Origin of the sequence: Acinetobacter sp. ANC 3813, assembly GCF_002135435.1 — a bacterium.
Taxonomy (GTDB): Bacteria; Pseudomonadota; Gammaproteobacteria; order Pseudomonadales; family Moraxellaceae; genus Acinetobacter.
In genome coordinates this window covers 283,965-306,704 of the sequence record NZ_NEGK01000004.1, presented here as the reverse complement: position 1 = coordinate 306,704, position 22,740 = coordinate 283,965, and the positions used below count along the sequence as shown (strand labels likewise).

Genomic DNA, 22,740 nt, shown 5'->3' with positions numbered 1-22,740 from the left:
TTTTATACGATTCAATCCAGTAAAAAAAGATTGTTTTCTTGTATAAATTTAAATTATATTCATAGAAATAGAATAATTTTTAGGCAACATGATTCTATCGAATACAAACTTTATAATGAAAAAAAGAGGTGTGAGATGGCGGGGTGGTATGAAATTAGTCAGGCAAGTGATGGTCAGTTCCGATTTGTGCTGAAAGCAGGCAACGGTGAAATTATTTTAACCAGCGAACTCTATAAAGCCAAAGCTTCTGCACATAATGGGATTGAATCCGTACAGAAGAATAGCCCAGAGGATAGCCGTTATGAACGTCTGGAAGCGAAAAACGGTAAACCCTATTTTAATTTGAAGGCGGTGAATCATCAGATCATTGGCACCAGCCAGTTTTATGGCAGTGAGCAGTCGCGTGATAAAGGCATTGAATCTGTAAAAAATAATGGCGGCAGTGAAACCATCAAGGATTTAACAGCTTAGTGCATTTGTAGACTTGAATATTTTGAGTTGAAACTTGAGAGCAATGCCCTAGCGCCATTGCTCTAAGTTCATCGTGTTACTTTTAATAGTAAGTCGCTCAAGAACGGAAAAAAGCATGTCTTCAACATGCTTTTTTTAATTGCGCAGAAAGTAATCGCGGTATGCATTGATTGATGGAAAATTCAGATCATGGCAAAGATGAAAAAGCTAAAAATTTTGATCACAGCATCAATAGTGCTGTTTTTGGTCTTGTTTTTTGCGTCGCCGTATTGGGTGCTGCATCAAATAAATTTAGCCTATCTGCGTAATGATGCTGCAGCGCTTGCACAATATATTGATTTTGAAAAAGTTAGATCCAGTTTAAAACCGCAGATTCAGGACAGAATAAATCGTGCAACGCATTTAGAGCATTTGCCAGCAATTATGCAGCAGTGGGGTGGCCAGTTAAGCCATGCTTTAAGTGAGCAGGCAGTGAGTGCTGCTGTCAATGAACAGAGCATTTTTTTATTGCTGCAAGGCAAGGATTTGAAAACAGCTTTGGAGCGAAGCGCAGCAGCGCAGTCAATACGGCCATTTGTTTCGGGAGCACAGGCTGGTACGGCTTCTGCTGCGGGTTTAACGGAAAATGAAATTCAGCCTAAGGAGGTTATCAAAGTAAAGACGCAAGCGCATTATATTGGCTGGAACCGCTTTGAAGTCGCAGTGCCAAATGATGCAGGATTGATTACACGTTTTGAAATGCGCCGTGAACAGTTCAGCTGGCGAATAGTTTTAATAAAATTGCCAAATTGATCACACAATTTAAAAAAATTAAGTTAATCTTAAGTCAAGGTGGTGATGATTTAGTGATCAGTCACAATCCTGTAAAAACAAGGATGGGGGCTATAAGGCCAAAGACGTAACTCTTTAAAATATTGAGAGGGACAGGATGAAAATAACAGGGGATTTATCTGCGGGACAAGAGATCATGACGGTCTTAGAGCGTTGGGATCAAGCGATTTGCAGTTTAGATATGCATGAAATCGTAGAGTATTGTGCGGCGGATGTTAGTTTATTTGATGTCACGATGGAGCTGTGCGGCATTAGTGCTTATCAGCAGATTTGGAATATTTATAAGGATTATTTTAGAAAGGGGCTTAAGGTTTTTCGCGATAGAATTAATATATATGCAGAGCATGATATCGCGTTTGTATACTGTTTTTCTAAGATTGATGTTGAAAGCGGGATACCGACACCAGGCATTTCATGGTGCCGAACGACCATCTGTTTTAAAAAGAAAAAAGACAAATGGAAAATTATCCATCAGCATATTTCTCTACCCATCTCAGCAGAGTCGGTTAAGCGTATAGAATGGGAAATATAGCGACACGGTTTTGAGCAGCGAATGCCAGTGATTTATGCAGCTCAAAGTATTGATTATACGGTACATGTGTTTGCTGAAATTCAGCAGGCACATGGCAACAAACCTTTCATTAATTTTAATGTACCTGCCTATACTGCATCGCTGCGTTATCTTACAGCCATTTTAAAGTGCACATCTCATGGTGCAGATTTTTCCAAAGATTGAAATTAGCGCTGCTTAACATTGCCATTTTACTTAAGGTCTATACAGCTAGGCGGAATAGCTTAGAAGCTGTTAGCTAGTTTTAGTTTTTAGGCAGAGTATTCAAGATGAGTTTTCATGATTTTTACCGGATGAGTTCACATGCGGTAATTAGTAATGCACAGCAGCAAGTCTTACTGCTAAAAGCGAATTATGCCGACTTTGCTTGGGGCTTGCCGGGCGGCGGTTTAGATCAGGGCGAGACCATTCATCAAGCATTGTTTCGGGAATGTCTGGAAGAATTAGGCTGTGCGGTGCAGATTCAGTATTTATCTGGCGCCTATTTTCATCTGGCTGTAAATTCGTATGCGTTTATTTTTAGATGCGCTTTAGCGGATGATGCGCATATTGCGCTAAGTGAAGAACACTCAGAATTCCGCTGGTTTGATTTGGATGAACTCAGTGCAGTTCAGCGTATACGGGTGGAAGATTGCCTGCAATTTGATGGTAAGGTGCAAAGCAGAAGTTTTTAAGTACTCACTTGACTAGGAAGAACTATCTTTGACAGCAGCCTTAATGTTATTTATTGCACTTTGATTCTAGGCTAGGGTTGAGTAATCTAAGAAAAAAGCACAATGGGGAGGTGCAGTGATGATTATACGCCGGCAGAACCTAAAACTGCGCCTTGCTCTCAGCCTTGCCATATTCTTTTCGGGCAGCCTAGTTTCGCAAAGTCATGCAGAGATGGCGGGGGGACTTCATTTTTTACATAAAGATTGGGAATTGGCCTGCGACAATTCTGGCGCTTGCCGCGCTGCGGGCTATCAGACGGATGCGCAAATTGACAGACCGATTTCTATATTGCTGCAACGCGCTGCAGGTGTGCAATCTGCAGTGGCCGCGCGGGTAAAAATAGATCCTGATCAATTGCCTGTAAAAAAAATTATTCAAGTCACATTGCTTGGGCGCAGTTATGGCGCTGTGGCACTAAATGAACGTACAGGTGAAGGGAAGCTGACTGCAGTGCAAACTCAGGCATTGCTGCAAGCGGTACAGCAAGCTGAGCCAATCACCTGGAAGGCGGAACAGGGTTCATGGTCTGTATCGGCTGCAGGTTCCAGTGCTGTTTTATTGAAAATGGATGAATACCAGCGCAGGCTCAATACGGCAAGTGCGATTGTCCGTAAAGGCAAGCAGCCGAATGATGGCATTTTAAAGGTGCATCAGCTGCCGTTGATTCAAATGAAAGGCTACAGTCGCGGCATTGCAAAACGGTTCAATATGGAGAGTGCCCAAGCCAAACGGCTGCGCGTATTGCTGCAAAAAACAGCCACAAAAGACAATTGCGCCTCGCTTTTTGATGCCAATGCTTCGGCCAATGATCAAATCACCGTTTATCCGCTTAATAGGAAAATGGCAGTTGTTGAAGCGCCGTGCTGGCGCGCTGCGTATAACGAGGGTTATGGCTATTGGGTAATGAATAGCGCGTTGACAGAAATACGTCAGTTTGTCACAGCTTCAGGCTCCAGCTTCAGCGAAGGGCAGATTTTTTCGATGCAAAAAGGGCGTGGAATTGCCGATTGCACCACACAAGAAGAATGGGCATGGAATGGCCGCCTTTTTGTACGCAGTTACAAGGCGGTACAGGCGCAGTGCAAAGGCTTTGCTCGCGGGGCTTGGGAAATGCCATTATATATTGCGCGGGTACAGACTGCTTCATAAGGGGTATCGTCTTAAGAAATGCATTGAAGATAAAAGCGCTGCATAGAACGCTTTTATTGAAAAAACTAACAATGACATATTTTAGAAACGTTTCGGAATTTTCTGCCCATTTGGTACCGGAGTTTCAGCATTTTTCAGCACGCCAAACAGCCAAGTTTCAGCATGATGCACAGCCATTTTAATCGAGTCGCCCAAGGCTATGCGGCCTGCGGTATAGCTGGCTAAAGAACAGCCTGAACCATGGTATTCACCTTCTAGGCGCGGACATTGGGTTTCTGAAATCAGTTCACCCTGAATATATAAACTGTTGCGGATAAAATCTGGGGTATCTTCATGACCGCCTTTGACTAAAACAGCATGCGCGCCCATGTCAAAAAGCTTTTGTGTCGCCAGTTGAATATCTTCTTCACCCGTCAATGCGCGAAGTTCTACCGTATTGGGCGTGATTAAAGACGCCAAGGGAATCAGTTTTGCAAAGGCTTTAACCAGCGTGGCTTGATCCCCTAGAGAGCCGCCGCTATTGGCGACCAGGACAGGGTCCAATACATAAGAATAATCAGGGTGATCTCTTAAAAAAGAGGCCACTGCTGCGATATTATCTGTTGTGCCCAGCATGCCTGACTTGACGCATCGAATCGGCAGGTCTTTGACCACGGCTTCCGCTTGCGCCAACAGCAAATCTTTATCCGTTGCGCTAAAACCAAAAACCTGCTGAGAGTTTTGAATGGTTAATGCTGTGCAGGCAATGGCAGCATGTGCGCCGCTTTGGCCAATGGCTTCAATATCGGCTTGCAGGCCAGCGCCGCCAGAGGGGTCTAAGCCAGAAAAGCACAGTACAGTTGGTCGCACAATGGAGTCCTTCTTATGCAAAATTTGAGTTAGTATAGGCAAGTTTCTAGCAACACTCGAGTGCATTTTGCAGAGTGATGAATAAGGTGCGGCGCGTGATTAAAAATATTTTGATTGATTTGGACGGAACGCTTACAGATCCGAAAGTGGGTATTACAGGATCAGCGCGTTATGGCTTAGCAAAGATTGGGCATGCCGTTGATGAAAATACAAATCTTGATTGGATCATTGGTCCGCCGCTGAAAGCGTCTTTGGCTAAAATTTTAAATGTTGCGCTGGACGATGAACTGGCTGAACAGGCTTTGCTGGGTTACCGCGAACGCTTTTCAGTGACAGGATTATTTGAAAACGAAGTCTACCCGCAAGTTGCAGAAACTTTGGCCGCCTTAAAGCAGCAGGGGTATAAGCTTTTTGTGGCAACTGCAAAACCGACAGTTTATGCCCAACAGATTTTAGAGCATTTTGCATTGGCGCCGTTTTTTTGCAAAATTTACGGCAGTGAATTGTCGGGTGAACGCACCAATAAAGGCGAATTAATTGCCTATATCTTGGAGCAGGAGCAATTGATCGCTGCTGAATGCCTGATGGTCGGCGACCGTGAGTATGATATTTTAGGCGCGCGCCGCAATGGCATGGACAGCATTGCAGTTACGTATGGCTATGGCTCTGCAGAAGAGTTAGCGCATGCACAACCAAAAGCTCAGATTCAATCTTTTGCAGATTTGCTGCAGGTCATTCCAGCGTTATGCAGTAAAACTGCTTAAGGTTCTGTAGTATTGTTTTGGATAAATAGAGCGCCATTACGGTTATATTTTAATTTTTTGGATACAGAAATTAGCCATGTTTCAGCATCCACGCGCATTTAATTTTGTAAGCTTTGCTTGTGTCGAATAGCTGAATTTGAAAAAATTTGCTGTACTAAATAAAAAATAAGACTGCATACATGACAAATCCAATGATATCTCTCAGTTCTTGGCTCAAACCGCTCTCCCCGCGGGATCCGCACGAAAAACATCGCGTTGCGACTTCACTTGAATTGCTATTTGATTTGATCTTCGTTGTTGCTATCGCCACAGCGGGACAGCAGCTGCATCATGCCCTTGTCGAAAATCATTTATCTCATGGCTTAATGCTGTATGGCATGGTGTTTTTTGCCCTATGGTGGGCATGGATGAATTTCAGCTGGTTTGCTTCAGCCTATGATAATGATGATGCGCTGTACCGAATTTTAACTTTTGTGCAAATTGTTGGTTCATTGGTGATTGCCGCGGGAATACCCCGCGCATTTCAGCAGCAAGATTTTGACGTGATCATTATTGGCTATGCCATTATGCGCCTGAGTTTAGTCACGCAATGGTTCCGCGTAGCCAAGCACGATGTGCAGCGGCGCAAAACTGCACTGCGCTATGCCTTTGGCATTATTATCGTGCAATTGGGCTGGCTGGGGTTTCATTTTTCACCGATTCATTTTACAGGCTATCTATTTCTCTTATTGGCGGCAGCAGAGCTGTGCGTGCCGATATTTGCAGAAGCGGCAAGCCGGACGCCGTGGCATGCGCATCATATTTCAGAACGTTATGCACTGCTGACAATTATTGTATTGGGCGAGTCGATTGTCGGCTGTTCTTTGGCGATGGCAGATGCGCTACAGAATCAGCGTTTTAGTACAGAACTGATATTTTTAATGATTGGCGGCCTGCTGATGATGTTTACCATTTGGTGGGCATATTTTGACAGCGAAATTGCAGAACGCTTAAACAGCCGTAAAATGGCTTTTGCTTGGGGGTATGGACATTTCTTTGTTTTTATCAGCATTGCGGCGCTTGGCGCTGCGCTGGCGGCAGCTGTCGATGTGGTATCGCATGAAGCGCTGATCAGCTCTGAGCGTGAAAGCTATTTTGTGGCAATCAGTTTGATGGTCTACACCACAAGCCTGTATGTGCTGCATGAGGCGCATCATCAAAGCGGCTTTAAAAAATGGCTTTATCCGCTAACGGTCGTGATTGTGCTGTGCATTCCGCAATTCATTGGACCAGCAGGCTATGCCATTTTTGCGATGGCAGTGGTGTATGTATTGCGCTTGATTCTGAGCAAGCGCTTTTTAACTGCGGCTTAACTCAAAAATCCCGCTCATTCAGCGGGATTCTTTTATTATTGGGCGGTTCATGCTGGCTTCCTTGAAGAGGCTTTAAAAGTGGTGATTTTGATCATTCTCTATTAATTAAGTTCATGATACCTTTGAGTTCTTAATCGCATTCATTATAAATATTTATATTTCTTGCTTCATTTTAATGGCATTGATTCGTTGAGGGTAATGCCATTTTTATAAAAAATGAATAGGTGCACATAAAGTGAAAAAAAACGACATTGCAATATCAACTACGGTAAGAGCAGATGAAAGCATCATTCTTCAATTCATAGAGTATCATCTGGCAATTGGAATTGATCACATCTATATTTTTTTAGATGACCCGCTTTATAACAGTCCTTTGAGTGAATATAGCGATCATCTGCAAGTATCATTTATACAATGTGATAAACAGTATTGGTCATTTGAAAATAGCATAAGATTTGATGATACGCCTACGAGCGAGAAACCTTTAGGCATAGAGCAAAGGCAGTTTAGCAATTATGCATATGCTCGAGAAATGACCGAATGCGAGTGGGTTGCAAATATAGATATTGATGAGTTTATTTATTCGCCATATATATTAAAGACGATCTTAAAAATATTGCCGGTGAACGTGTTTTCGGTACGTATGCTTTCAAAAGAAGCTGTTTATACGCAGATTATTGATAAGTCAGATATTTTTAATACGCGCCATTTTAAAATAAACAGTAAGAAGAATGATAAGTCGGCTTTGCGGTTTTATCCTAAAGCATTGAATGCGAATGGGGGCTTCTGGGGGCATAAACTGGGAAAAATTTTAGCCCGTTCTAAAGAACCAGTACGCTATATTTTGAATCACAATGTTGCGCCCTTGAATGATGAGCTGCTCGTTGCGGTTGAATTGGATTGCTTATCTCTTCTGCATTTTGAAGGGATGTCTGAAGCATATTTTATTGAAAAGCAATTAAGGCGGATCACTAATGATGTTGTAGTACAACGTTTGGCAAAAAATGAATTTACACGGCTCAATTATTTTAAGGAGCAATATGAGCTGGCTGGAGTAAATGGATTGGCTGAGCTGTATCGCGTAATGCATGTATTTGAGCATGAAAGATTGATACAGGCATTAAATTTAGGGTTTGTGCAGGAAATTAATTTTAGAGCTGCGCCTGTGCCTTATAATTTAACTTTGGAAGATTTTCATAGCCATCAGCTTAAATATTCAGACTCAAAAGAGAAGGCGATTTCTGCTGGTAAGGGATACCCTATTTTAATATTGCCTTTGAAAGTGAATGAATCAGGTAAATGTATTTTATTTTTCTGCAATGAACAGGGTGAGCTTTTTACCTTAGCAAGTGATGGCGTGAGCTTGCGTGCAAATTCATCCAGCCTAGCTAAACTGTTTGATCTGGAACGTTACCATGCTGATGGATTTTTTTATGTTAAGAATAAAGATAAATTACTAATTTCATTTGAGAATGGAACGCTTAGGCTTAACAGTGAGAATCTGGGAGATTGGGAGTTATTTGAACTCAAAGAAGTTGGATAAAATATTAATTTTATTCGGATACTCTCTTTAAAATAAAAAGCCCTCACGAGAGGGCTTCTGAAAATACGTCATGTGGCACATAAGCTGCCATTATTAAAGAATCAATTTTATTTGGATTAGGGCATGCAATTTTTCATATTGCTACGCGATTGTTAAATCCAGATAAACTTTTAAATAAATATTTCTACAATGCAAGTTAATCATGCTCTAGGGATTTGCCCTTTGCGGTTCTCAAGTGGGCAACTGGGTAGGCGACCAATGCTATAAGTGGCCTGTCAGTCAGTGGGCTGCCCGCGTGAAATACAATATTCGTCCAGATTTATTTGCCCAAGTCGGGGTGTATGAATATAACTCTGAAAATTTAGAACGCGCAAAGGCTGGAATTTAAGAACAGATGGTTCACATGGCGCCATTATTCCAGTAGAAGTTGTTTGGTCGCCGTAAACTGGTGCGGCCAAACTGCTAGATGAATACTTCAAAGCGGCTTTAAAAAATGGCTTTATCCGCTAACGGTCGTGATTGTGCTGTGCATTCCGCAATTCATTGGACCAGCAGGCTATGCCATTTTTGCGATGGCAGTGGTGTATGCCTTGCGCTTGATTTTAACGAAAAGCTTGATTGCAAAGCCGAAAGCTCAGTACTGATTGACCATAGTACCAAAATACTCAGCAATAAAAGTCCTGCCTCGGCAGGACTTTTTACATAAACAGAATTGAATTGAATTGAATTGAATTGGAGGATAAATGGAGTGATTAAGATTTTATTTATCTTTTTATTTTTATTGCTTTTAAATTTAGTTTTTAAAAATTAATGTCTTATGTATGGGTTTCGAAAAATATTAAAACGGTAATTTTACAAAAAAAGTCAAAATTAATACTTTTTAAATATTAATTACATTAAGAAAATATAAAGGGTGTACCATAAATACACATAAATTGTGATTTAGGCCATATTTTAATGAATATTCATCCATTAAATCAGGCTGTATATGCAACTTTAGTGGCTTTTTTATTCTCTAATTCAGTTGTTTATGCGGCAGATGCATTTAGTTCAGAAGGCCAATGGATGCTTGGTGATTGGAATGGTCAACGGATTGAGCTTCAGAACAAAGGCTATGATTTCAGTTTTGGTTATACCGGTGAAATGGCGACTTTGCTTGATGCAAAAAAATCAGCGAGTCATGGCACTGAATATGCCGATCAATTTGCCTTGGGCGCTCATCTAGACTTGGAAAAAATCGCAGGCTGGGAAAATACCGAAGCGCAAATTACCGTGACACAGCGTAATGGACACAATCTTTCGAATACGTCTGAAGCATTGAATGGTCATTTGAGTTCTGCTCAAGAAGTCTGGGGTCGCGGTCAAACATGGCGTCTGACAGACTTTTGGATTAAAAAACAATTCTTAGATCAAAAGCTAGATGTGAAAGTAGGCCGTTTTGGTGAAGGTGAAGATTTCAATAGTTTTGACTGTGATTTTCAAAACCTTGCACTTTGCGGTTCTCAAGTGGGCAACTGGGTAGGCGACCAATGGTACAACTGGCCTGTCAGTCAGTGGGCTGCCCGAGTGAAATACAATATTCGTCCAGATTTATTTGCCCAAGTTGGGGTGTATGAATACAACCCTGAAAATTTAGAACGCGGCAAAGGCTGGAATTTAAGTACAGATGGTTCACATGGCGCCATTATTCCTGCAGAAGTTGTTTGGTCACCCAAAGTCGGTGCGGCTAAATTAGCAGGTGAATACCGCGCGGGCTACTACTACAGCACAGCAGATGCGGATGTCATTAACAGTCCTGTGAATGAAAAAGAACATCATCAAGGCGGCTGGATGGTTGCCAAGCAGCAGCTGACTGCTCATAAAGATGATGCATCGCGCGGTTTAAGCGGTTTTGTCAATGTGACAGTGCATGATTCAGACACCAATAATGTCAGCAATATGCAAAATGTCGGCTTGGTGTACAAAGGCGCATTTGATGCTCGTCCGAAGGATGAAATAGCCTTTGGTGTAGGCCGAATCAGCATCAATGATAATGTGAATGACGCCAGAATTGCCAACAACACTGTTGATGCCCGCGGTCTGCAAAGCGAAGAATACGACGCAGAAATTTATTACGGCTTTCATGCCGCAAATTGGTTGACGATTCGTCCGAATGTGCAATATGTACGCCATGTTGGCGCATATAAAAATGGTGAAAATGCTTGGATTGGCGGCATTAAATTCAATACCGCATTTTAAGTGAATGTTCTTAGTTGCAAATGCACTATTGATTCTTAAAACACTTTGATGCATTGATGATTTATGCAAGTTGATGGCATCACTGCATTTGGAACTAAGAATAACAAGGCGCCTATGGATTCCCCATCCACAGGCTTTTTATAGAATCTTTTATAGGTGTTCAATATGAATACTTCGACATCAGGTTCAGTTCTTAAAACGATTTTAGCGGCAGTTGCCGCAATTTTTGGTTTAGGTCTACTGATTGGAGGGATTTATCTTGCAGTGCTTGGTGGGTCTTGGTACTACATCATTGCAGGTATTCTCTTTATCGTAACTGCAGTTCTACTACAAAAGCTAAAAAGTTCTGCACTTATCGTCTACGCCGTACTCGTTCTGGGTACAGTTGTATGGGGGCTTTGGGAAGTTGGTTCGGACTTCTTTGCACTCGCGCCGCGTTTAGATATTTTAGGTGTTTTTGGTTTGCTGCTGCTGATTCCAGCAGTAACCCGCGGTTTTGATCCATCTAAAACCGCAAAAATGGTTTTGGGCGGTTCATTGCTTATTACTATTTTAGTGATGATCTATTCCATTTTTAACGACCCGCAAGAAATTCGCGGTGAGTTGAAAAGCCAGCAGCCTGAGCAGCATGCCGCAATTCCGGGTGTGGCTGATGAAGATTGGCCTGCCTATGGCCGTACACAATCAGGTTTGCGTTATTCGCCTTTAAAACAAATTAACTCAGATAACGTGAAAGACCTCAAAGTAGCGTGGGAATATCATACTGGCGAATTCAAAACTGAAAATGACTCAGGTGAAACCACCAACCAAGTCACCCCGATTAAAGTGGGCGATAACATGTACATCTGTACAACCCACCAAAAATTGACAGCGCTGGACCCTGCCACAGGTAAAGCAAAATGGACTTTTGATCCGAAGTTAGTCGCAGACAATACATTCCAGCATTTAACCTGCCGCGGTGTGTCTTACTTTGATGCAAATAATACAGTTGGTTTTGAAACGAGCTTAGCTGCCAAAAAAACCACATCTGCTGAATGTCCACAGAAAGTGATTCTTCCTGTAAATGATGGCCGTCTGGTTGCGGTGAATGCGACTACAGGCAAACCATGTTCTGACTTTGGTCATAACGGTGAAGTCGATCTGCAAAAAGATATGCCATTCCCTTACCCAGGCGGTTATGTACCAACATCTCCGCCAGTGATTACAGGGACAACCATTATTATTGCGGGTTCAACTACAGATAACTTCTCTACAGAAGAACCATCTGGCGTGATCCGCGGTTATGATGTGAATACCGGTGAGCTGCTTTGGGTATTTGATACAGGCGCGGAAGATCCAAACAAAATTCCAGCACCGGGTCAAAAATATGTTCAAAACTCACCAAATGCGTGGGCGCCTTTAGCATACGATGCAAAACTTGATATTGTTTACATTCCAACAGGTGTAGGTACTCCAGATATCTGGGGCGGTAACCGTACAAAGTTACATGAGCGTTATGCAAACTCAATGCTTGCCTTGAATGCTACTACAGGTAAATTGATTTGGAACTTCCAAACCACACATCATGATTTGTGGGATATGGATGTACCGTCGCAGCCGTCTCTAGCTGATATTAAAGACAAAGATGGCAATATTGTTCCAGCAATCTATGTGTTGACCAAAACAGGCAATGCCTTTGTACTTGACCGCCGCAACGGTAAAGCGATTGTGCCAATTACAGAAAAACCTGTTCCACAATCTGTGAAACGCGGCCCGCAAACCAAAGGTGAGTTCTATTCTAAAACGCAGCCATTCTCTGACTTTGATATGGCGCCTAAAGACAAGCTGACTGACAAACAAATGTGGGGTGCCACTATGTTTGACCAATTGGTGTGCCGTGTTGCGTTCCATAAATTGAACTACGATGGCATTTATACACCGCCATCTGAAAATGGTACCTTGGTCTTCCCAGGTAATTTGGGTGTGTTCGAATGGGGCGGTATGTCGGTCAACCCTGACCGTCAAATCGCTGTAATGAATCCTATTGGATTGCCATTTGTAACCAAATTAATCCCTCAAGATCCAAACCGTAAACAAACTGCCAAAGGCGCGGGTACAGAAGCAGGTGTGCAGCCGATGTATGGCGTGCCTTACGGTGTTGAAATCAGCGCGTTCTTATCGCCATTTGGTCTGCCATGTAAACAGCCTTCTTGGGGCTTCGTGGCGGGTGTAGATTTGAATACGCATGAAACTGTGTGGAAACGCCGTATTGGTACCATTCGTGACAGTATGCCGGGTATTCCATTGCCGCCATTTAAAATGGGTGTGCCAATGCTGGGCGGTTCGATCTCAACTGCGGGTAACGTGATGTTTGTAGGTGGTACACAAGATAACTATATCCGTGCCATTAATGTGACTAACGGTGATGAGCTTTGGAAAGGCCGTCTTCCTGCAGGCGGTCAAGCAACGCCAATGACTTATGAAATAAACGGTAAGCAATACGTTGTGATCATGGCCGGAGGTCATGGATCATTTGGCACCAAAATGGGTGATTCACTGGTTGCCTATGCATTGCCGGATCAAAAATAATAAAGTCGATGACTGAAATTAAAAAAGCCTGATTCGTCAGGCTTTTTTTATCCAGATGTCTAAAGAGCATTGAAAACGATTGATGCATAGAAGTGATGTTGATTTGTTGCCTAAAAACCATATCACGCAATATGACATTAGAATGTTCAGAAAATACAGATTTCAAAAATAGATGATGTGCCTATGCAGCACAATTTTTATTGAGTGACTTAAATATAAGGTTTGTCATTTATGTATGATCAGCAAAATTTTCCATTTTTAAAGACGACGCTAGCGTGTTTGATCGCATGTATTGGACAAAGTGTTTATGCGGAAACTGACACTAAGAATGTTCAAACACTAGATACGATTATTATAGAAGCAACCCGAATTGATCGTGATGTCATGGCGACCCCTGCATCTGTCTATTACATCCAGCAAGAGCCGCAAAAAGGCATGAACGTTAACCTGTCCGAAGCCTTAAAAGGCGTGCCGGGTTTACAGCTGAATAACCGTGAAAATTATGCGCAAGATTTGCAAATTTCCATGCGTGGTTTTGGCGCTCGTTCAAGTTTTGGTGTACGCGGTGTGCGTTTATATGTCGATGGCATTCCTGCGACTATGCCTGATGGCCAAGGTCAAACGTCTAATATTGATTTAAATAGTCTCGATCATATTGAAGTATTAGGTGGTGGACTGTCTTCGCTGTATGGCAACTCATCAGGCGGAACTATTTTGACCACCAGCCGTGAAGGGCAAGGGCCAGATTCCATCACTTTGGGTTATTCAGGCGGCAGTGAAAATAAAGGTCAGGCCAGTGTGGTGTTGCAAGGTGGCGCAAAAAATGCCAATGAACCGAGCTATATATTAAGTTCATCTTATTTTGATACCGATGGTTTTCGAGATCATAGCGCGGCCAATAAAGTATTAAGCAATGCGAAACTGACTTGGGACTTAGACGACGGGTCTAAAATTAATTGGATTAATAATTACGTAAAAATTGATGCAGATGATCCGGGTGGTTTAACGCGGGATCAATGGAAAGAAAATCCGAAGCAGGTTGCTGGCAATGTGTTGCTTTACAATGCGCGTAAAGAAATTGAACAGCTACAAACAGGTTTAACGTGGAATAAGCCTTTAAATGATCAGCATGAAATTTACGCCATGGCCTATGCCGGTCAGCGTTCTGTAACGCAATATCAATCCATTCCTAAAACAGCACAGGGCGGTGCGAACCATGCTGGTGGCGTGATTGATTTTGACCGTAATTTTTATGGTACAGATCTGCGCTGGACAGGCAAAGAGCTTATGCCGAATTTAAAACTTATTGCGGGTGTTGCAATAGACGCAATGACCGAAGAACGCCGTGGCTATGAAAACTTTGCTGGAACTGTATTGGGTGTAAAAGGCGATTTACGACGCAATGAAGACAATACGCTTTGGAATATTGACCCTTATGCCCAAGCCTCTTATGCCTTAACTGACGCCGTGAATGTAGATGCAGGTTTGCGTTATAGCAATGTGCATTTTAAAACCGAGGATCATTTTTTAAGTAATGGTGATAATTCGGGTAAAACGGATTATCAAAAACTGTTGCCATCGTTGGCTTTGAGTTGGCAGATTGTGCCTGAGCTCATGACTTATGTCAGCTATGCGCAAGGTTTTGAAACACCTACATTTACAGAAATGGCTTATCCAGCAGTCACAACAAATACGCCTTTTAGTTTAAAAGCGGCCGAAAGTGAAACCTATGAGCTGGGTTTAAAATCTGATAATGCACTGGGTAAATTCACCGCTGCTGCGTTTTATACCCTGACTAAAGATGACATTGTGCCGCTTAAAAATGAAGGCGGTAAGGCAACCTTTCGTAATGCCGACCAAACTTTAAGACAAGGTGTTGAATTGTCATGGCAAAAAGATTTATGGCGTGATTTGACTGCTCAGGCCAGCTATAGCTATATAGATGCAATCTTCGATAAAGACACGGTAGATATTGCAGGCATTAGTCCAATTCCAAATGGCAACTATATTCCGGGGATTGCTAAAAATCAGGCATTTTTGGCTTTAGGGTGGAAACCTGAAACTGGTTTGCGCGCAGGTATAGATGTGCGTTATAGCGATAAAATCTATGTGGATGATATTAACTCGGATACAGCACCGAGTTATGTGGTTGCTGCTGCAAATATTGGCTACAAATGGGTAATGAAGGACTGGGCATTTAATACCTTTGCACGTGTAGATAATTTATTTGATAAAGATTATTCGGGTTCTGTGATTGTGAATGAAAGCAATAAGCGCTTTTTTGAGCCTGCGGAAGCGCGAAATTGGAGTGCGGGCTTGAGTGTGACGAAGAGTTTTTAATAGAAATATCATTGTTGCAGCTTTTATTTTTATTTATGTTGAAAAGATCATTCGATGGCTAACTGCGGAGAGTCATCGATATTCGATTCAGGGGGATTACGAAAATAATCAATATGTAAAAGCATTGGCCCCAAATAGAAGGGTAAGAGTACCAAGAATAGATAAATAAAAATGGTATTTTTCTGCTCTTGATAGGTATTGATCATCGCACTTTTTGGGATAGATAGATTAGTACTGCTAAGTGATAGCAAAAGTACATGGTGAGTCGTATATTGATTTATATTTTTTGCATAACCAATGCGGACAGGTTTTCCTGAAAGTGAACTGAGACGATCACAGGAGTCGTAAGTATCTATGAAATCGCAGTAAATCGTGAAAATATCCCCTTGTACAGTATGTAGTTCGGTATCTGTCCACGACCTGCGACTTTTACCTGAACCGACGGATTTATATTCATTATGGATGATCCCTTCAACAAAGTTTTCCCGAATAGATAAGAGTTCTTGGCTTTGAAACTTTAGTGTTTCTGGGTATTTATGTAATTCATAGAGTGTTAATTGAAAGAATAATAATGTAAAAACAAAACTATGACAGATCAATCCAGTATGGGTTAATTTATTATCTTGTATAAAGATGATCATAAAAATGATTGCAATGATAAGTAGATAACAAATGTGAAATTTTAAGCCTATAAAACGATTTGAATTACACACCCACAATGCAATACAGGAGTAATACATACTACAACTATAAAAGATGAGTTTTTGGCGTTTATTGAGAACTTGAATACGTTTAATTTTGTCTTTTAAAGAAGTTTCCTTTTTGTCACATTTTTCTGTACTAGAACTTTCAACTTCTATCAGTTTGTTATGGTCTTGATCGATTTGTTGTACATACGAGACTAGCTGATTTTTATCAGAAGAAAGGGCAGTAACTTTTTTACTATCTGCTTGATGGTGGAAATAGATCGAAGCATTTTTATATAAAGTTGTGTCTTCAATTAAAATGGTGTCAGCATCAAAAATATAATGCTGTTTTTCAGATTGAATGATGCCTGAACGATTATTTCCAGAATAATAGTGAATAATGCCTTGCTGAATCAGCGGAGCTTCTGTCATATTTTATTTTAAGTTTTTGATTTTAATGAATTCTAACATTATTTATTGAAATAAAAAATCCCGCTACATGAGCGGGATTTTTCGCATAAAGATTGAACGTCATGCGACACATCCTCTGTCATTATCGAATATATAAATTCAGAAACTTATAAATCCTTGCGACACATAATGACATTGGAATGCGACACAACCTATGACATTCTATGAGAAAAGCGACACATCTAGTGTCATTTTTAGAAAAAGGCTATTGATTAATCATGCTTTCATCAATGAAAATTGGTATATCCATAAACTTACTGATCATATCTTCTATTGAATTAATGGAATTATATCCACCAGAAAAGTTCTGATTGAGGCTGTTTTTGTTAAGTATACGATTATTCTCAGTCTTAACTTGGCCTATACCAGATTGTGTGTAACCTAGTTTAGTAAGAGTGAAGTTATTTAACTTACTTTCAAATATCTCAATGTATTCATTTGGCACAAGGCAAGCTAGTTGCCAATCACCAAAGCTATAAAAAATATTCTCTAAATTGATATTCTTATTTAAAACAAATTCTGTAGTATTGGGGTCAAGGTCCCATTTGATATCATCATAGACAGTTATATCTAAATCATTTAAGTGAGCGAGCTGGAATAGAGCATTAGCTGCACCATCTGAACAATCCATACATGCAACTTCAAAGTTCAAAGAACCAATCATTTGTCCTGCTTTTGTTTGTGGCACTGGAAAACATAGAGCCTCATTTAGCTCATTTTGTATCGTGGTAGGTAGATTATCCCAACCATAGTGATTTCCAATCACTGATGACCAAAAGCGACCAGATTGCCCTACTAAATAGAAGGTACAATTTTTTTGCTTTATATGGCGAGTAACTTTCTGTTCAGAAGCTGCTCCTATGATCGTCCCTGTTGCTCCAAATTTAGCAGTACTCTTAACATTGCCACCTAATAATTTTGCATCTGCTTTTTGTAAAGCGGCCATTAATCCTGATTGATATCTTTTAAGGAATTCAACAGGAGTATTATCAGGAATTTCTAGGGACACCAACATTCCTATCGGAGTCCCCCCCGATGCAGCTATATCAGATAAGTTTATAATGGCTGTATAGCAGCCCCATACTTCGGGAGTTGCCTTATTAAACCAGTTAGCCATAGGGGTGGGGCAAGGATCAATAGACCAAAGCATGTTGCCATTAGCTTGAAAGTGAGCGCAATCATCATTTATTTCTTTTGTATTTGAACTAACATCAGGAATAAATATTTTCTTTAATAATTGAATTTCACCCAAATCTGAGACAGTTAAGGATGCTTCCATATAGCTGCTCCTGTCTTATCTAATCCTATTAGCGTCCATACTGGTTGCATTTCAGAAAATTCACTTAATCCTAATGTAACCAAGAATAGGCTAGCATAGTAGTTTCTTTCAGCTGAAGGGATAGGTGTATGTATATGCCCACAACTAAATTCATTTAGAATTCTACCAGCTTCTCTACGAACCTCTATTAAACATAGATAAACTCTTTCTAAAGCTGTGCTTTGATATGGCTTAAGTTCTGCTAATTCTGGGATTTTAGAAAGTAGATATTCATAATTGGGCAAGATAAAACAATTCTCACAAAGAAATATTTCAAATTTTTCGTAAACAGTTAATGGTAAATGCAAAGGCTCACTTCTTTTTCTGCTTTTCATATTTAAAAGCAACTCTGAAAGTAGCATATATTTTAGAGTAATCTCTAATAGCACGAAATCTTTAGCTGGATGTCCATAATCTGACCAGCCGAAATCAATTAATTCTGTTTGATTAGGGTTTTTTGTATTAACCATGAGATTTCTTGCATGCAAATCTCCATGAACTAAATAAGGCGTGAAAGAAAAGTCCAACTCAGATGTTAACTTATTATAAGCATTTAAAATGCGGGAAGAAATTTGGGAAAACCCATTGTATTCACTAGATGATTTTATAAATGCAGCGAGTTTTTCAATAGGTTGTTGCTTACGATGTACATACTTTTTGAAATCCTCTATAAACTTTTTGTCAGGCTCACTTGTATTTCTATGTAAGCCAATATCTTGAAGAATCGACTTGATTGCTATTGCACAATTTTCAGAACTGTTATTTTCGTCTAAGAAATATCCACGAAATTCTTGATGATTTTTTACCTTAGCCAAGTCATATAATATAATTCCCAAATCATTTTCTGTATCTTCTGCTGAAATGACATTCGGGCATAAAGAAGCAAAAGCAGCTTTTTTAGCGGCTTTTAATTCATCATCAGTTTTTCTAATATTTTGAAATTTAGCAATAAATTTCTTAGGATAACTAGCTGTTTTTATGTAAAAGTCTAAATAGAATACTTCACTACCACTTTTTCCTGCACGAGCTACAGGATATAAATTTAATTTCTCAACAGGTTCTTCGAACGTATTAAATTTTTTTAAGGCATTTTGTACAAGGTTGGATCTAATTTTAATATCCAATTCATGTTGATTTATATCTCTGTCAAAACGGAATTCAAAGTTAATAGGATTTAAAAGAGGTTCAATAAATTTTTCTGTTGAAGTATTCATGCGAGCTCTGCCTTTTCAAGGATAGAAAGCATATTTTCTTCTCGCTCTACTTTTCGCCAATCCCATTCATTTTTATCAAGTTGAGTAGCTATAGCTTTTCTAAGAGTTTGGCTTGGCAAGGCTTCCTTTAACTGTAAATGATAGAAGCCATCTTTCAAATTTCCAGCAAAAATATATGGCTTATCAACAGATGTATTCTTTAGTACAGATTCAATATTGGTTATGAGGTCTTTATTCTGAAAATTATAAAGTCCACTTACATTCACTTGACTAGCTGAAGGTAAAACATGGAGGTGTGCGTGGTAAATTCCACAACTACCATCATTAGGCCCTAATGCGCCATGCTCAAAAATTAAGCTGTCTGTTAACTCAAAGCCTAAGATTAAATGAACTTCTTTAAGTAAATGGGTTAATTCTTGATTGAGATTGTTTAATCTTTTTTGTGTTTGCGCTAGCGTACAATCATGATTCTTGGGTACAACAAGAAAATGTCCATTTACTAGTTGCCCAATACAAGGGAATGCTACTAGAGATTCAGTTTCGTAAATAATTCTACTCTGAATTTCTGGGTATCGAGTAGCAAAATTTGTGTCACGGCTACCATTGAGTTCTCTACAAAACACACAATCATTAATCATGTAATGCCCTTTTATACAAATTTATAAGTATGAATTTATTGAATTCTACTATACCAAATAATAGTTTGTTTTTTTAAACTATTCTTTTAGCTAGAAAATTGTTTATCTTAAAAGGAGAAAGTGTGATTCAAAAATTAATACAATTTGGATTTGATATTCATACTGAGATGTCATTGAGTGAAATCATACAGGCATTGAGATTTTGTCCAACATCTTATGACGTGGAGCAATTAGACTCCCAACGTTTCTTTTTTAAAGTTGAGAATTCACAACAAAAAAGCCTCATTCTTAATTTCTTAAATGATTTTAAATTACGTCAAGAGTTGGATAAGCAAATTAGTCCACAACAAAAGTCATTTGTTGATGCAATTATTTTAGCAAGTATAAGTAAATAAAATGATTTTTAAAAATGTGGAGTTAATGCCATTTAACTTTAAACGAATGGCAGATGATAATTATCTCATAACAAGTGTTACGGGCGATTTTGAGTTTATTTCTCAGGATAATTTAAAAAAGATCATTGCTAAAGATGAATCATTAGATATGGATCTCTATTTCAAATTGAAATCCAAATTTTTTCTGATGAGTCAAAATGCTATTGGTTCAAAGCGAGCCCTGGCCTCAAGGTTACATGCAAAGAAATCAACAATTTTAGAAGGAACTTCACTACATATTATTGTTGTGACGATTCAATGTATGCACTCATGTTCTTACTGCCAAGTCAGTCGCCAACAAGCAGGAGATGAGTTCACTATTTCCAGAAAAGATTTACTCTTAGCCTGCGACACTATCTTTGAAAGTACATCTGATACTTTAACTGTTGAGTTCCAAGGGGGAGATCCTTTAATCAAATATGATTTAGTAAAACTTGCGATTGAGTACATTACTGAAAAAAACAAAGAGCACAATAGATCTATTCGTTTTGTAGTAACTACAACATTGCACCAGTTAACTTCTGATATGTGCTTATTTTTCAAAGAACATCAAGTGGTGTTATCAACAAGTATTGATGGTCTTGCAGACTTACATAATAAAAATAGACCAACTGCTAATCGAGATGCTTATGAAAGAACTATTACAGGCTTAGAGCTAGCACGTAAAGAATTAGGCCAAGACTCGGTTTCTGCATTAATGACGACTACACGTAAAAGCTTGGATTATCCTAATGAGATTGTAGATGCATACGTTAAATTAGGATTTAAGGATATTTTTATCCGTGGTTTGAGTGATTATGGATTTGCTAAGAAAAACTCAAAGCGACTTGCACCAACTCATGCTGAGTTCTTAGATTTTTATGAGAAAGCATTGGAACGCGTTATTCATTGGAATGATAGAGGATATGAACTAATAGAAGTTCATTCCGGAATCTTATTAAACAAAATCCTTTCTCCATTTGATCAAGGTTATATTGATCTCCAGAGTCCATCAGGCGCCGGACTGGGGTGTATTGTCTATAACTATGATGGATACGTATACCCTAGTGATGAATCTCGTATGCTAAAAGAAACAGGAGATACTTCTTTACGCTTAGGTAAAATTGGTGAACCTTTATCTCAATTGTTAAGCTCTGATCTACAAAGAAATATCATTACTTCGAGTTTGAATTTTAATGATCCGAGTTGTAGTCAATGTGCTTATCTACCGTATTGTGGGCCTGATCCTATCAGTGCTTATAACGAATTCAAAACGATGACTCCACCAACACATTTAACCAGTCATTGTAGGCGTTACATGGGTTTGTTCGATTTGATATTTAACAAGTACCAAAATTCTGACAAGTTCAGGAAGTTAGCAAACCGATGGGCTTTTAGTAAGTAGATAAACGATGAGAAAAATAAAACTAGAGTCAGTTACAGAACATACACCACAAATCTTTAGGGTACTTAGTCTTAATAATTTCGATGCGGAGTGGTTGCCTAATCAATCTATTTTAGTGCCACTTAATAGTGTCCAGGAAGTTGAAATCTTTGATCGATATATTCAGGCTGGGCTAGATAATCTTTATTCAATTTATAGCTCAGACTTGCTTGAAAGGGTTGGTGCAAATAATCTCTTTATTCCAGAACAACAAGAACTAGAATCAAATGACGTGGTTGCTATTGATCCATATAAAAAGAACCTAAGCGTACTTTTGAGAGCAAGTGATACTCACCATACTTTGTTTTTAACCAACAGATGTAATAACTATTGCATCATGTGCTCTCAGCCGCCTACTAAGCATGATGATTCATGGTTAGTACAACAAGCACTAGAAATCATTGATCATCTCAGCTATGAACCAATGAATATTGGCTTAACGGGTGGTGAGCCATTACTACTTGATGAACAGTTAAGACTAATCATCGATACCATTCATAATAAATTTCCTTCAACTGAGATTGATGTATTAACGAACGGTCGCTTGTTTAGTAATCCTAAGATAGCGGAATCAGTGTTATCTAATCTTGAAACGAAAGTGAATTGGCTTGTCCCATTATATGGTCATGCAGATCTCTTACATGATTTTGTGGTGCAGCAACATTCGGCTTTTGAAGAAACATTAGAAGGTCTATATATCCTCCAGCATTACGTACAGCCGATACAATTAAGAATTGTTTTGGTTAAGCCTGTATTAGAGAACTTAATTGATCTTTGTGCCTATATACGAACCAACCTTCCATTTGTAAAAGAGGTCGCTCTGATTGGATGTGAACCTATCGGTTTTGCACTTGCCAATAAGGAACTTAGCCAAGTTGATATTAAGGATTGGTGGGATCAATTAAATGCAGCGGTAGATTTATTGCTAAGTACTAAAACTCGATTAATTTTGATGAATATTCCACTATGCTGTTTACCTCAAAGCTTATGGCAATATGCAGCAAAAAGTATCTCTGATTGGAAAAATACATATGATGATGTATGTAATAGTTGTGAAATTAAAGCTGATTGTTGTGGACTATTTAGTTGGTATAAATCTGGATGGATGCCATCTACGTTATCGCCAATTAAACTTGTTGATATTATGAGCACATAAATTGCATAAT

At 39.6% G+C, this 22,740-nt stretch carries 20 protein-coding genes and 1 pseudogene; 16 read left to right on the top strand and 5 right to left on the bottom strand.

The annotated features are described in order from the left end of the window. Nucleotides 1-135: 135 nt before the first annotated feature. The 6 genes from B9T34_RS08365 (at nucleotide 136) to B9T34_RS08340 (ending at nucleotide 3,736) form a co-directional block, all read left to right on the top strand. Nucleotides 136-471, top strand: a complete 336-nt coding sequence (locus B9T34_RS08365; protein WP_086212700.1) for a YegP family protein — start codon at nucleotides 136-138, stop codon at nucleotides 469-471. Between the two features lie 189 nt (nucleotides 472-660). Further along, the gene (locus B9T34_RS08360) at nucleotides 661-1,263 is read left to right on the top strand and encodes a DUF2939 domain-containing protein (protein ID WP_228147423.1); all 603 of its coding nucleotides are present in this window, start codon (nucleotides 661-663) and stop codon (nucleotides 1,261-1,263) included. A gap of 136 nt (nucleotides 1,264-1,399) precedes the next feature. After that, on the top strand, nucleotides 1,400-1,834 hold the full coding sequence (locus tag B9T34_RS08355; RefSeq protein ID WP_086212699.1) for a nuclear transport factor 2 family protein: 435 nt from the start codon (nucleotides 1,400-1,402) through the stop codon (nucleotides 1,832-1,834). Nucleotides 1,835-1,855: 21 nt separating this feature from the next. Then, on the top strand, nucleotides 1,856-2,038 hold the full coding sequence (locus B9T34_RS08350) for a hypothetical protein (protein ID WP_086212698.1): 183 nt from the start codon (nucleotides 1,856-1,858) through the stop codon (nucleotides 2,036-2,038). A gap of 104 nt (nucleotides 2,039-2,142) precedes the next feature. Beyond that, nucleotides 2,143-2,547, top strand: coding sequence for an NUDIX hydrolase (locus B9T34_RS08345; protein ID WP_086212697.1), 405 nt, complete (start codon nucleotides 2,143-2,145; stop codon nucleotides 2,545-2,547). A 118-nt stretch (nucleotides 2,548-2,665) separates the two neighbouring features. Further along, nucleotides 2,666-3,736 carry a DUF1176 domain-containing protein gene (locus tag B9T34_RS08340; protein ID WP_086212696.1) on the top strand — a complete coding sequence of 357 codons (1,071 nt, stop codon included), beginning with the start codon at nucleotides 2,666-2,668 and terminating at the stop codon, nucleotides 3,734-3,736. Nucleotides 3,737-3,817: 81 nt separating this feature from the next. Here the strand turns inward: B9T34_RS08340 and B9T34_RS08335 are convergent, their stop codons facing one another. Then, the gene (locus tag B9T34_RS08335; protein WP_086212695.1) at nucleotides 3,818-4,585 is read right to left on the bottom strand and encodes a hydroxymethylpyrimidine/phosphomethylpyrimidine kinase; all 768 of its coding nucleotides are present in this window, start codon (nucleotides 4,583-4,585) and stop codon (nucleotides 3,818-3,820) included. A gap of 95 nt (nucleotides 4,586-4,680) precedes the next feature. On the opposite strand from B9T34_RS08335, the gene B9T34_RS08330 reads away from it, so the two are divergent. From B9T34_RS08330 to B9T34_RS08300, 7 genes and pseudogenes are all read left to right on the top strand, one after another. After that, nucleotides 4,681-5,349, top strand: a complete 669-nt coding sequence (locus B9T34_RS08330) for an HAD-IA family hydrolase (protein ID WP_086212776.1) — start codon at nucleotides 4,681-4,683, stop codon at nucleotides 5,347-5,349. A 191-nt stretch (nucleotides 5,350-5,540) separates the two neighbouring features. Next, on the top strand, nucleotides 5,541-6,701 hold the full coding sequence (locus B9T34_RS08325) for a low temperature requirement protein A (protein ID WP_171265153.1): 1,161 nt from the start codon (nucleotides 5,541-5,543) through the stop codon (nucleotides 6,699-6,701). Between the two features lie 235 nt (nucleotides 6,702-6,936). Then, nucleotides 6,937-8,244 (top strand): glycosyltransferase family 2 protein, encoded by a 1,308-nt coding sequence (locus B9T34_RS08320; protein ID WP_171265152.1) that lies wholly within the window; start codon nucleotides 6,937-6,939, stop codon nucleotides 8,242-8,244. Nucleotides 8,245-8,461: 217 nt separating this feature from the next. Next, nucleotides 8,462-8,685, top strand: a pseudogene (locus tag B9T34_RS08315) (carbohydrate porin); the annotation flags it as partial. Between the two features lie 516 nt (nucleotides 8,686-9,201). Then, nucleotides 9,202-10,482 carry a carbohydrate porin gene (locus tag B9T34_RS08310; protein WP_086212692.1) on the top strand — a complete coding sequence of 427 codons (1,281 nt, stop codon included), beginning with the start codon at nucleotides 9,202-9,204 and terminating at the stop codon, nucleotides 10,480-10,482. 165 nt (nucleotides 10,483-10,647) lie between these two features. After that, nucleotides 10,648-13,050 carry a glucose/quinate/shikimate family membrane-bound PQQ-dependent dehydrogenase gene (locus B9T34_RS08305; RefSeq protein WP_086212691.1) on the top strand — a complete coding sequence of 801 codons (2,403 nt, stop codon included), beginning with the start codon at nucleotides 10,648-10,650 and terminating at the stop codon, nucleotides 13,048-13,050. Nucleotides 13,051-13,281: 231 nt separating this feature from the next. Then, nucleotides 13,282-15,390 carry a TonB-dependent receptor family protein gene (locus tag B9T34_RS08300; protein ID WP_086212690.1) on the top strand — a complete coding sequence of 703 codons (2,109 nt, stop codon included), beginning with the start codon at nucleotides 13,282-13,284 and terminating at the stop codon, nucleotides 15,388-15,390. Between the two features lie 47 nt (nucleotides 15,391-15,437). Here the strand turns inward: B9T34_RS08300 and B9T34_RS08295 are convergent, their stop codons facing one another. The 4 genes from B9T34_RS08295 to B9T34_RS08280 form a co-directional block, all read right to left on the bottom strand. Next, a complete protein-coding gene (locus tag B9T34_RS08295) occupies nucleotides 15,438-16,508 on the bottom strand; it encodes a hypothetical protein (protein WP_086212689.1) in 1,071 nt (356 codons plus the stop codon). A gap of 244 nt (nucleotides 16,509-16,752) precedes the next feature. After that, the gene (locus B9T34_RS08290; protein ID WP_086212688.1) at nucleotides 16,753-17,826 is read right to left on the bottom strand and encodes an AIR synthase related protein; all 1,074 of its coding nucleotides are present in this window, start codon (nucleotides 17,824-17,826) and stop codon (nucleotides 16,753-16,755) included. Continuing rightward, nucleotides 17,811-19,079: a phosphotransferase gene (locus B9T34_RS08285; RefSeq protein WP_086212687.1), complete on the bottom strand. Its 1,269-nt coding sequence runs from the start codon at nucleotides 19,077-19,079 to the stop codon at nucleotides 17,811-17,813. The genes B9T34_RS08290 and B9T34_RS08285 overlap by 16 nt, the downstream gene beginning before the upstream one ends. Then, nucleotides 19,076-19,717: an HIT family protein gene (locus tag B9T34_RS08280; protein ID WP_086212686.1), complete on the bottom strand. Its 642-nt coding sequence runs from the start codon at nucleotides 19,715-19,717 to the stop codon at nucleotides 19,076-19,078. The genes B9T34_RS08285 and B9T34_RS08280 overlap by 4 nt, the downstream gene beginning before the upstream one ends. 122 nt (nucleotides 19,718-19,839) lie before the next feature. On the opposite strand from B9T34_RS08280, the gene B9T34_RS08275 reads away from it, so the two are divergent. From B9T34_RS08275 to hxsC, 3 genes are read left to right on the top strand one after another with little or no spacing between them, the layout of a single operon-like run. Then, nucleotides 19,840-20,112, top strand: a complete 273-nt coding sequence (locus B9T34_RS08275; RefSeq protein WP_086212685.1) for a hypothetical protein — start codon at nucleotides 19,840-19,842, stop codon at nucleotides 20,110-20,112. A gap of 1 nt (nucleotide 20,113) precedes the next feature. Continuing rightward, complete coding sequence (hxsB, locus tag B9T34_RS08270) at nucleotides 20,114-21,535, top strand: His-Xaa-Ser system radical SAM maturase HxsB (protein WP_086212684.1); 1,422 nt, start codon at nucleotides 20,114-20,116, stop codon at nucleotides 21,533-21,535. A 7-nt stretch (nucleotides 21,536-21,542) separates the two neighbouring features. Beyond that, nucleotides 21,543-22,730: a His-Xaa-Ser system radical SAM maturase HxsC gene (gene hxsC, locus B9T34_RS08265; RefSeq protein WP_086212683.1), complete on the top strand. Its 1,188-nt coding sequence runs from the start codon at nucleotides 21,543-21,545 to the stop codon at nucleotides 22,728-22,730. Nucleotides 22,731-22,740: the final 10 nt, after the last annotated feature.

Coding starts and splice junctions, on each gene's coding strand:
- B9T34_RS08365 (WP_086212700.1), top strand. CDS start 136: ATGGCGGGGTGGTATGAAATTAGTCAGGCAAGTGATGGTCAGTTCCGA.
- B9T34_RS08355 (WP_086212699.1), top strand. CDS start 1,400: ATGAAAATAACAGGGGATTTATCTGCGGGACAAGAGATCATGACGGTC.
- B9T34_RS08280 (WP_086212686.1), bottom strand. CDS start 19,717: ATGATTAATGATTGTGTGTTTTGTAGAGAACTCAATGGTAGCCGTGAC.
- hxsB (WP_086212684.1), top strand. CDS start 20,114: ATGATTTTTAAAAATGTGGAGTTAATGCCATTTAACTTTAAACGAATG.
- B9T34_RS08290 (WP_086212688.1), bottom strand. CDS start 17,826: ATGGAAGCATCCTTAACTGTCTCAGATTTGGGTGAAATTCAATTATTA.
- B9T34_RS08310 (WP_086212692.1), top strand. CDS start 9,202: ATGAATATTCATCCATTAAATCAGGCTGTATATGCAACTTTAGTGGCT.
- B9T34_RS08350 (WP_086212698.1), top strand. CDS start 1,856: ATGCCAGTGATTTATGCAGCTCAAAGTATTGATTATACGGTACATGTG.
- B9T34_RS08340 (WP_086212696.1), top strand. CDS start 2,666: ATGATTATACGCCGGCAGAACCTAAAACTGCGCCTTGCTCTCAGCCTT.
- hxsC (WP_086212683.1), top strand. CDS start 21,543: ATGAGAAAAATAAAACTAGAGTCAGTTACAGAACATACACCACAAATC.
- B9T34_RS08345 (WP_086212697.1), top strand. CDS start 2,143: ATGAGTTTTCATGATTTTTACCGGATGAGTTCACATGCGGTAATTAGT.
- B9T34_RS08360 (WP_228147423.1), top strand. CDS start 661: ATGGCAAAGATGAAAAAGCTAAAAATTTTGATCACAGCATCAATAGTG.
- B9T34_RS08300 (WP_086212690.1), top strand. CDS start 13,282: ATGTATGATCAGCAAAATTTTCCATTTTTAAAGACGACGCTAGCGTGT.
- B9T34_RS08295 (WP_086212689.1), bottom strand. CDS start 16,508: ATGACAGAAGCTCCGCTGATTCAGCAAGGCATTATTCACTATTATTCT.
- B9T34_RS08285 (WP_086212687.1), bottom strand. CDS start 19,079: ATGAATACTTCAACAGAAAAATTTATTGAACCTCTTTTAAATCCTATT.
- B9T34_RS08305 (WP_086212691.1), top strand. CDS start 10,648: ATGAATACTTCGACATCAGGTTCAGTTCTTAAAACGATTTTAGCGGCA.
- B9T34_RS08325 (WP_171265153.1), top strand. CDS start 5,541: ATGATATCTCTCAGTTCTTGGCTCAAACCGCTCTCCCCGCGGGATCCG.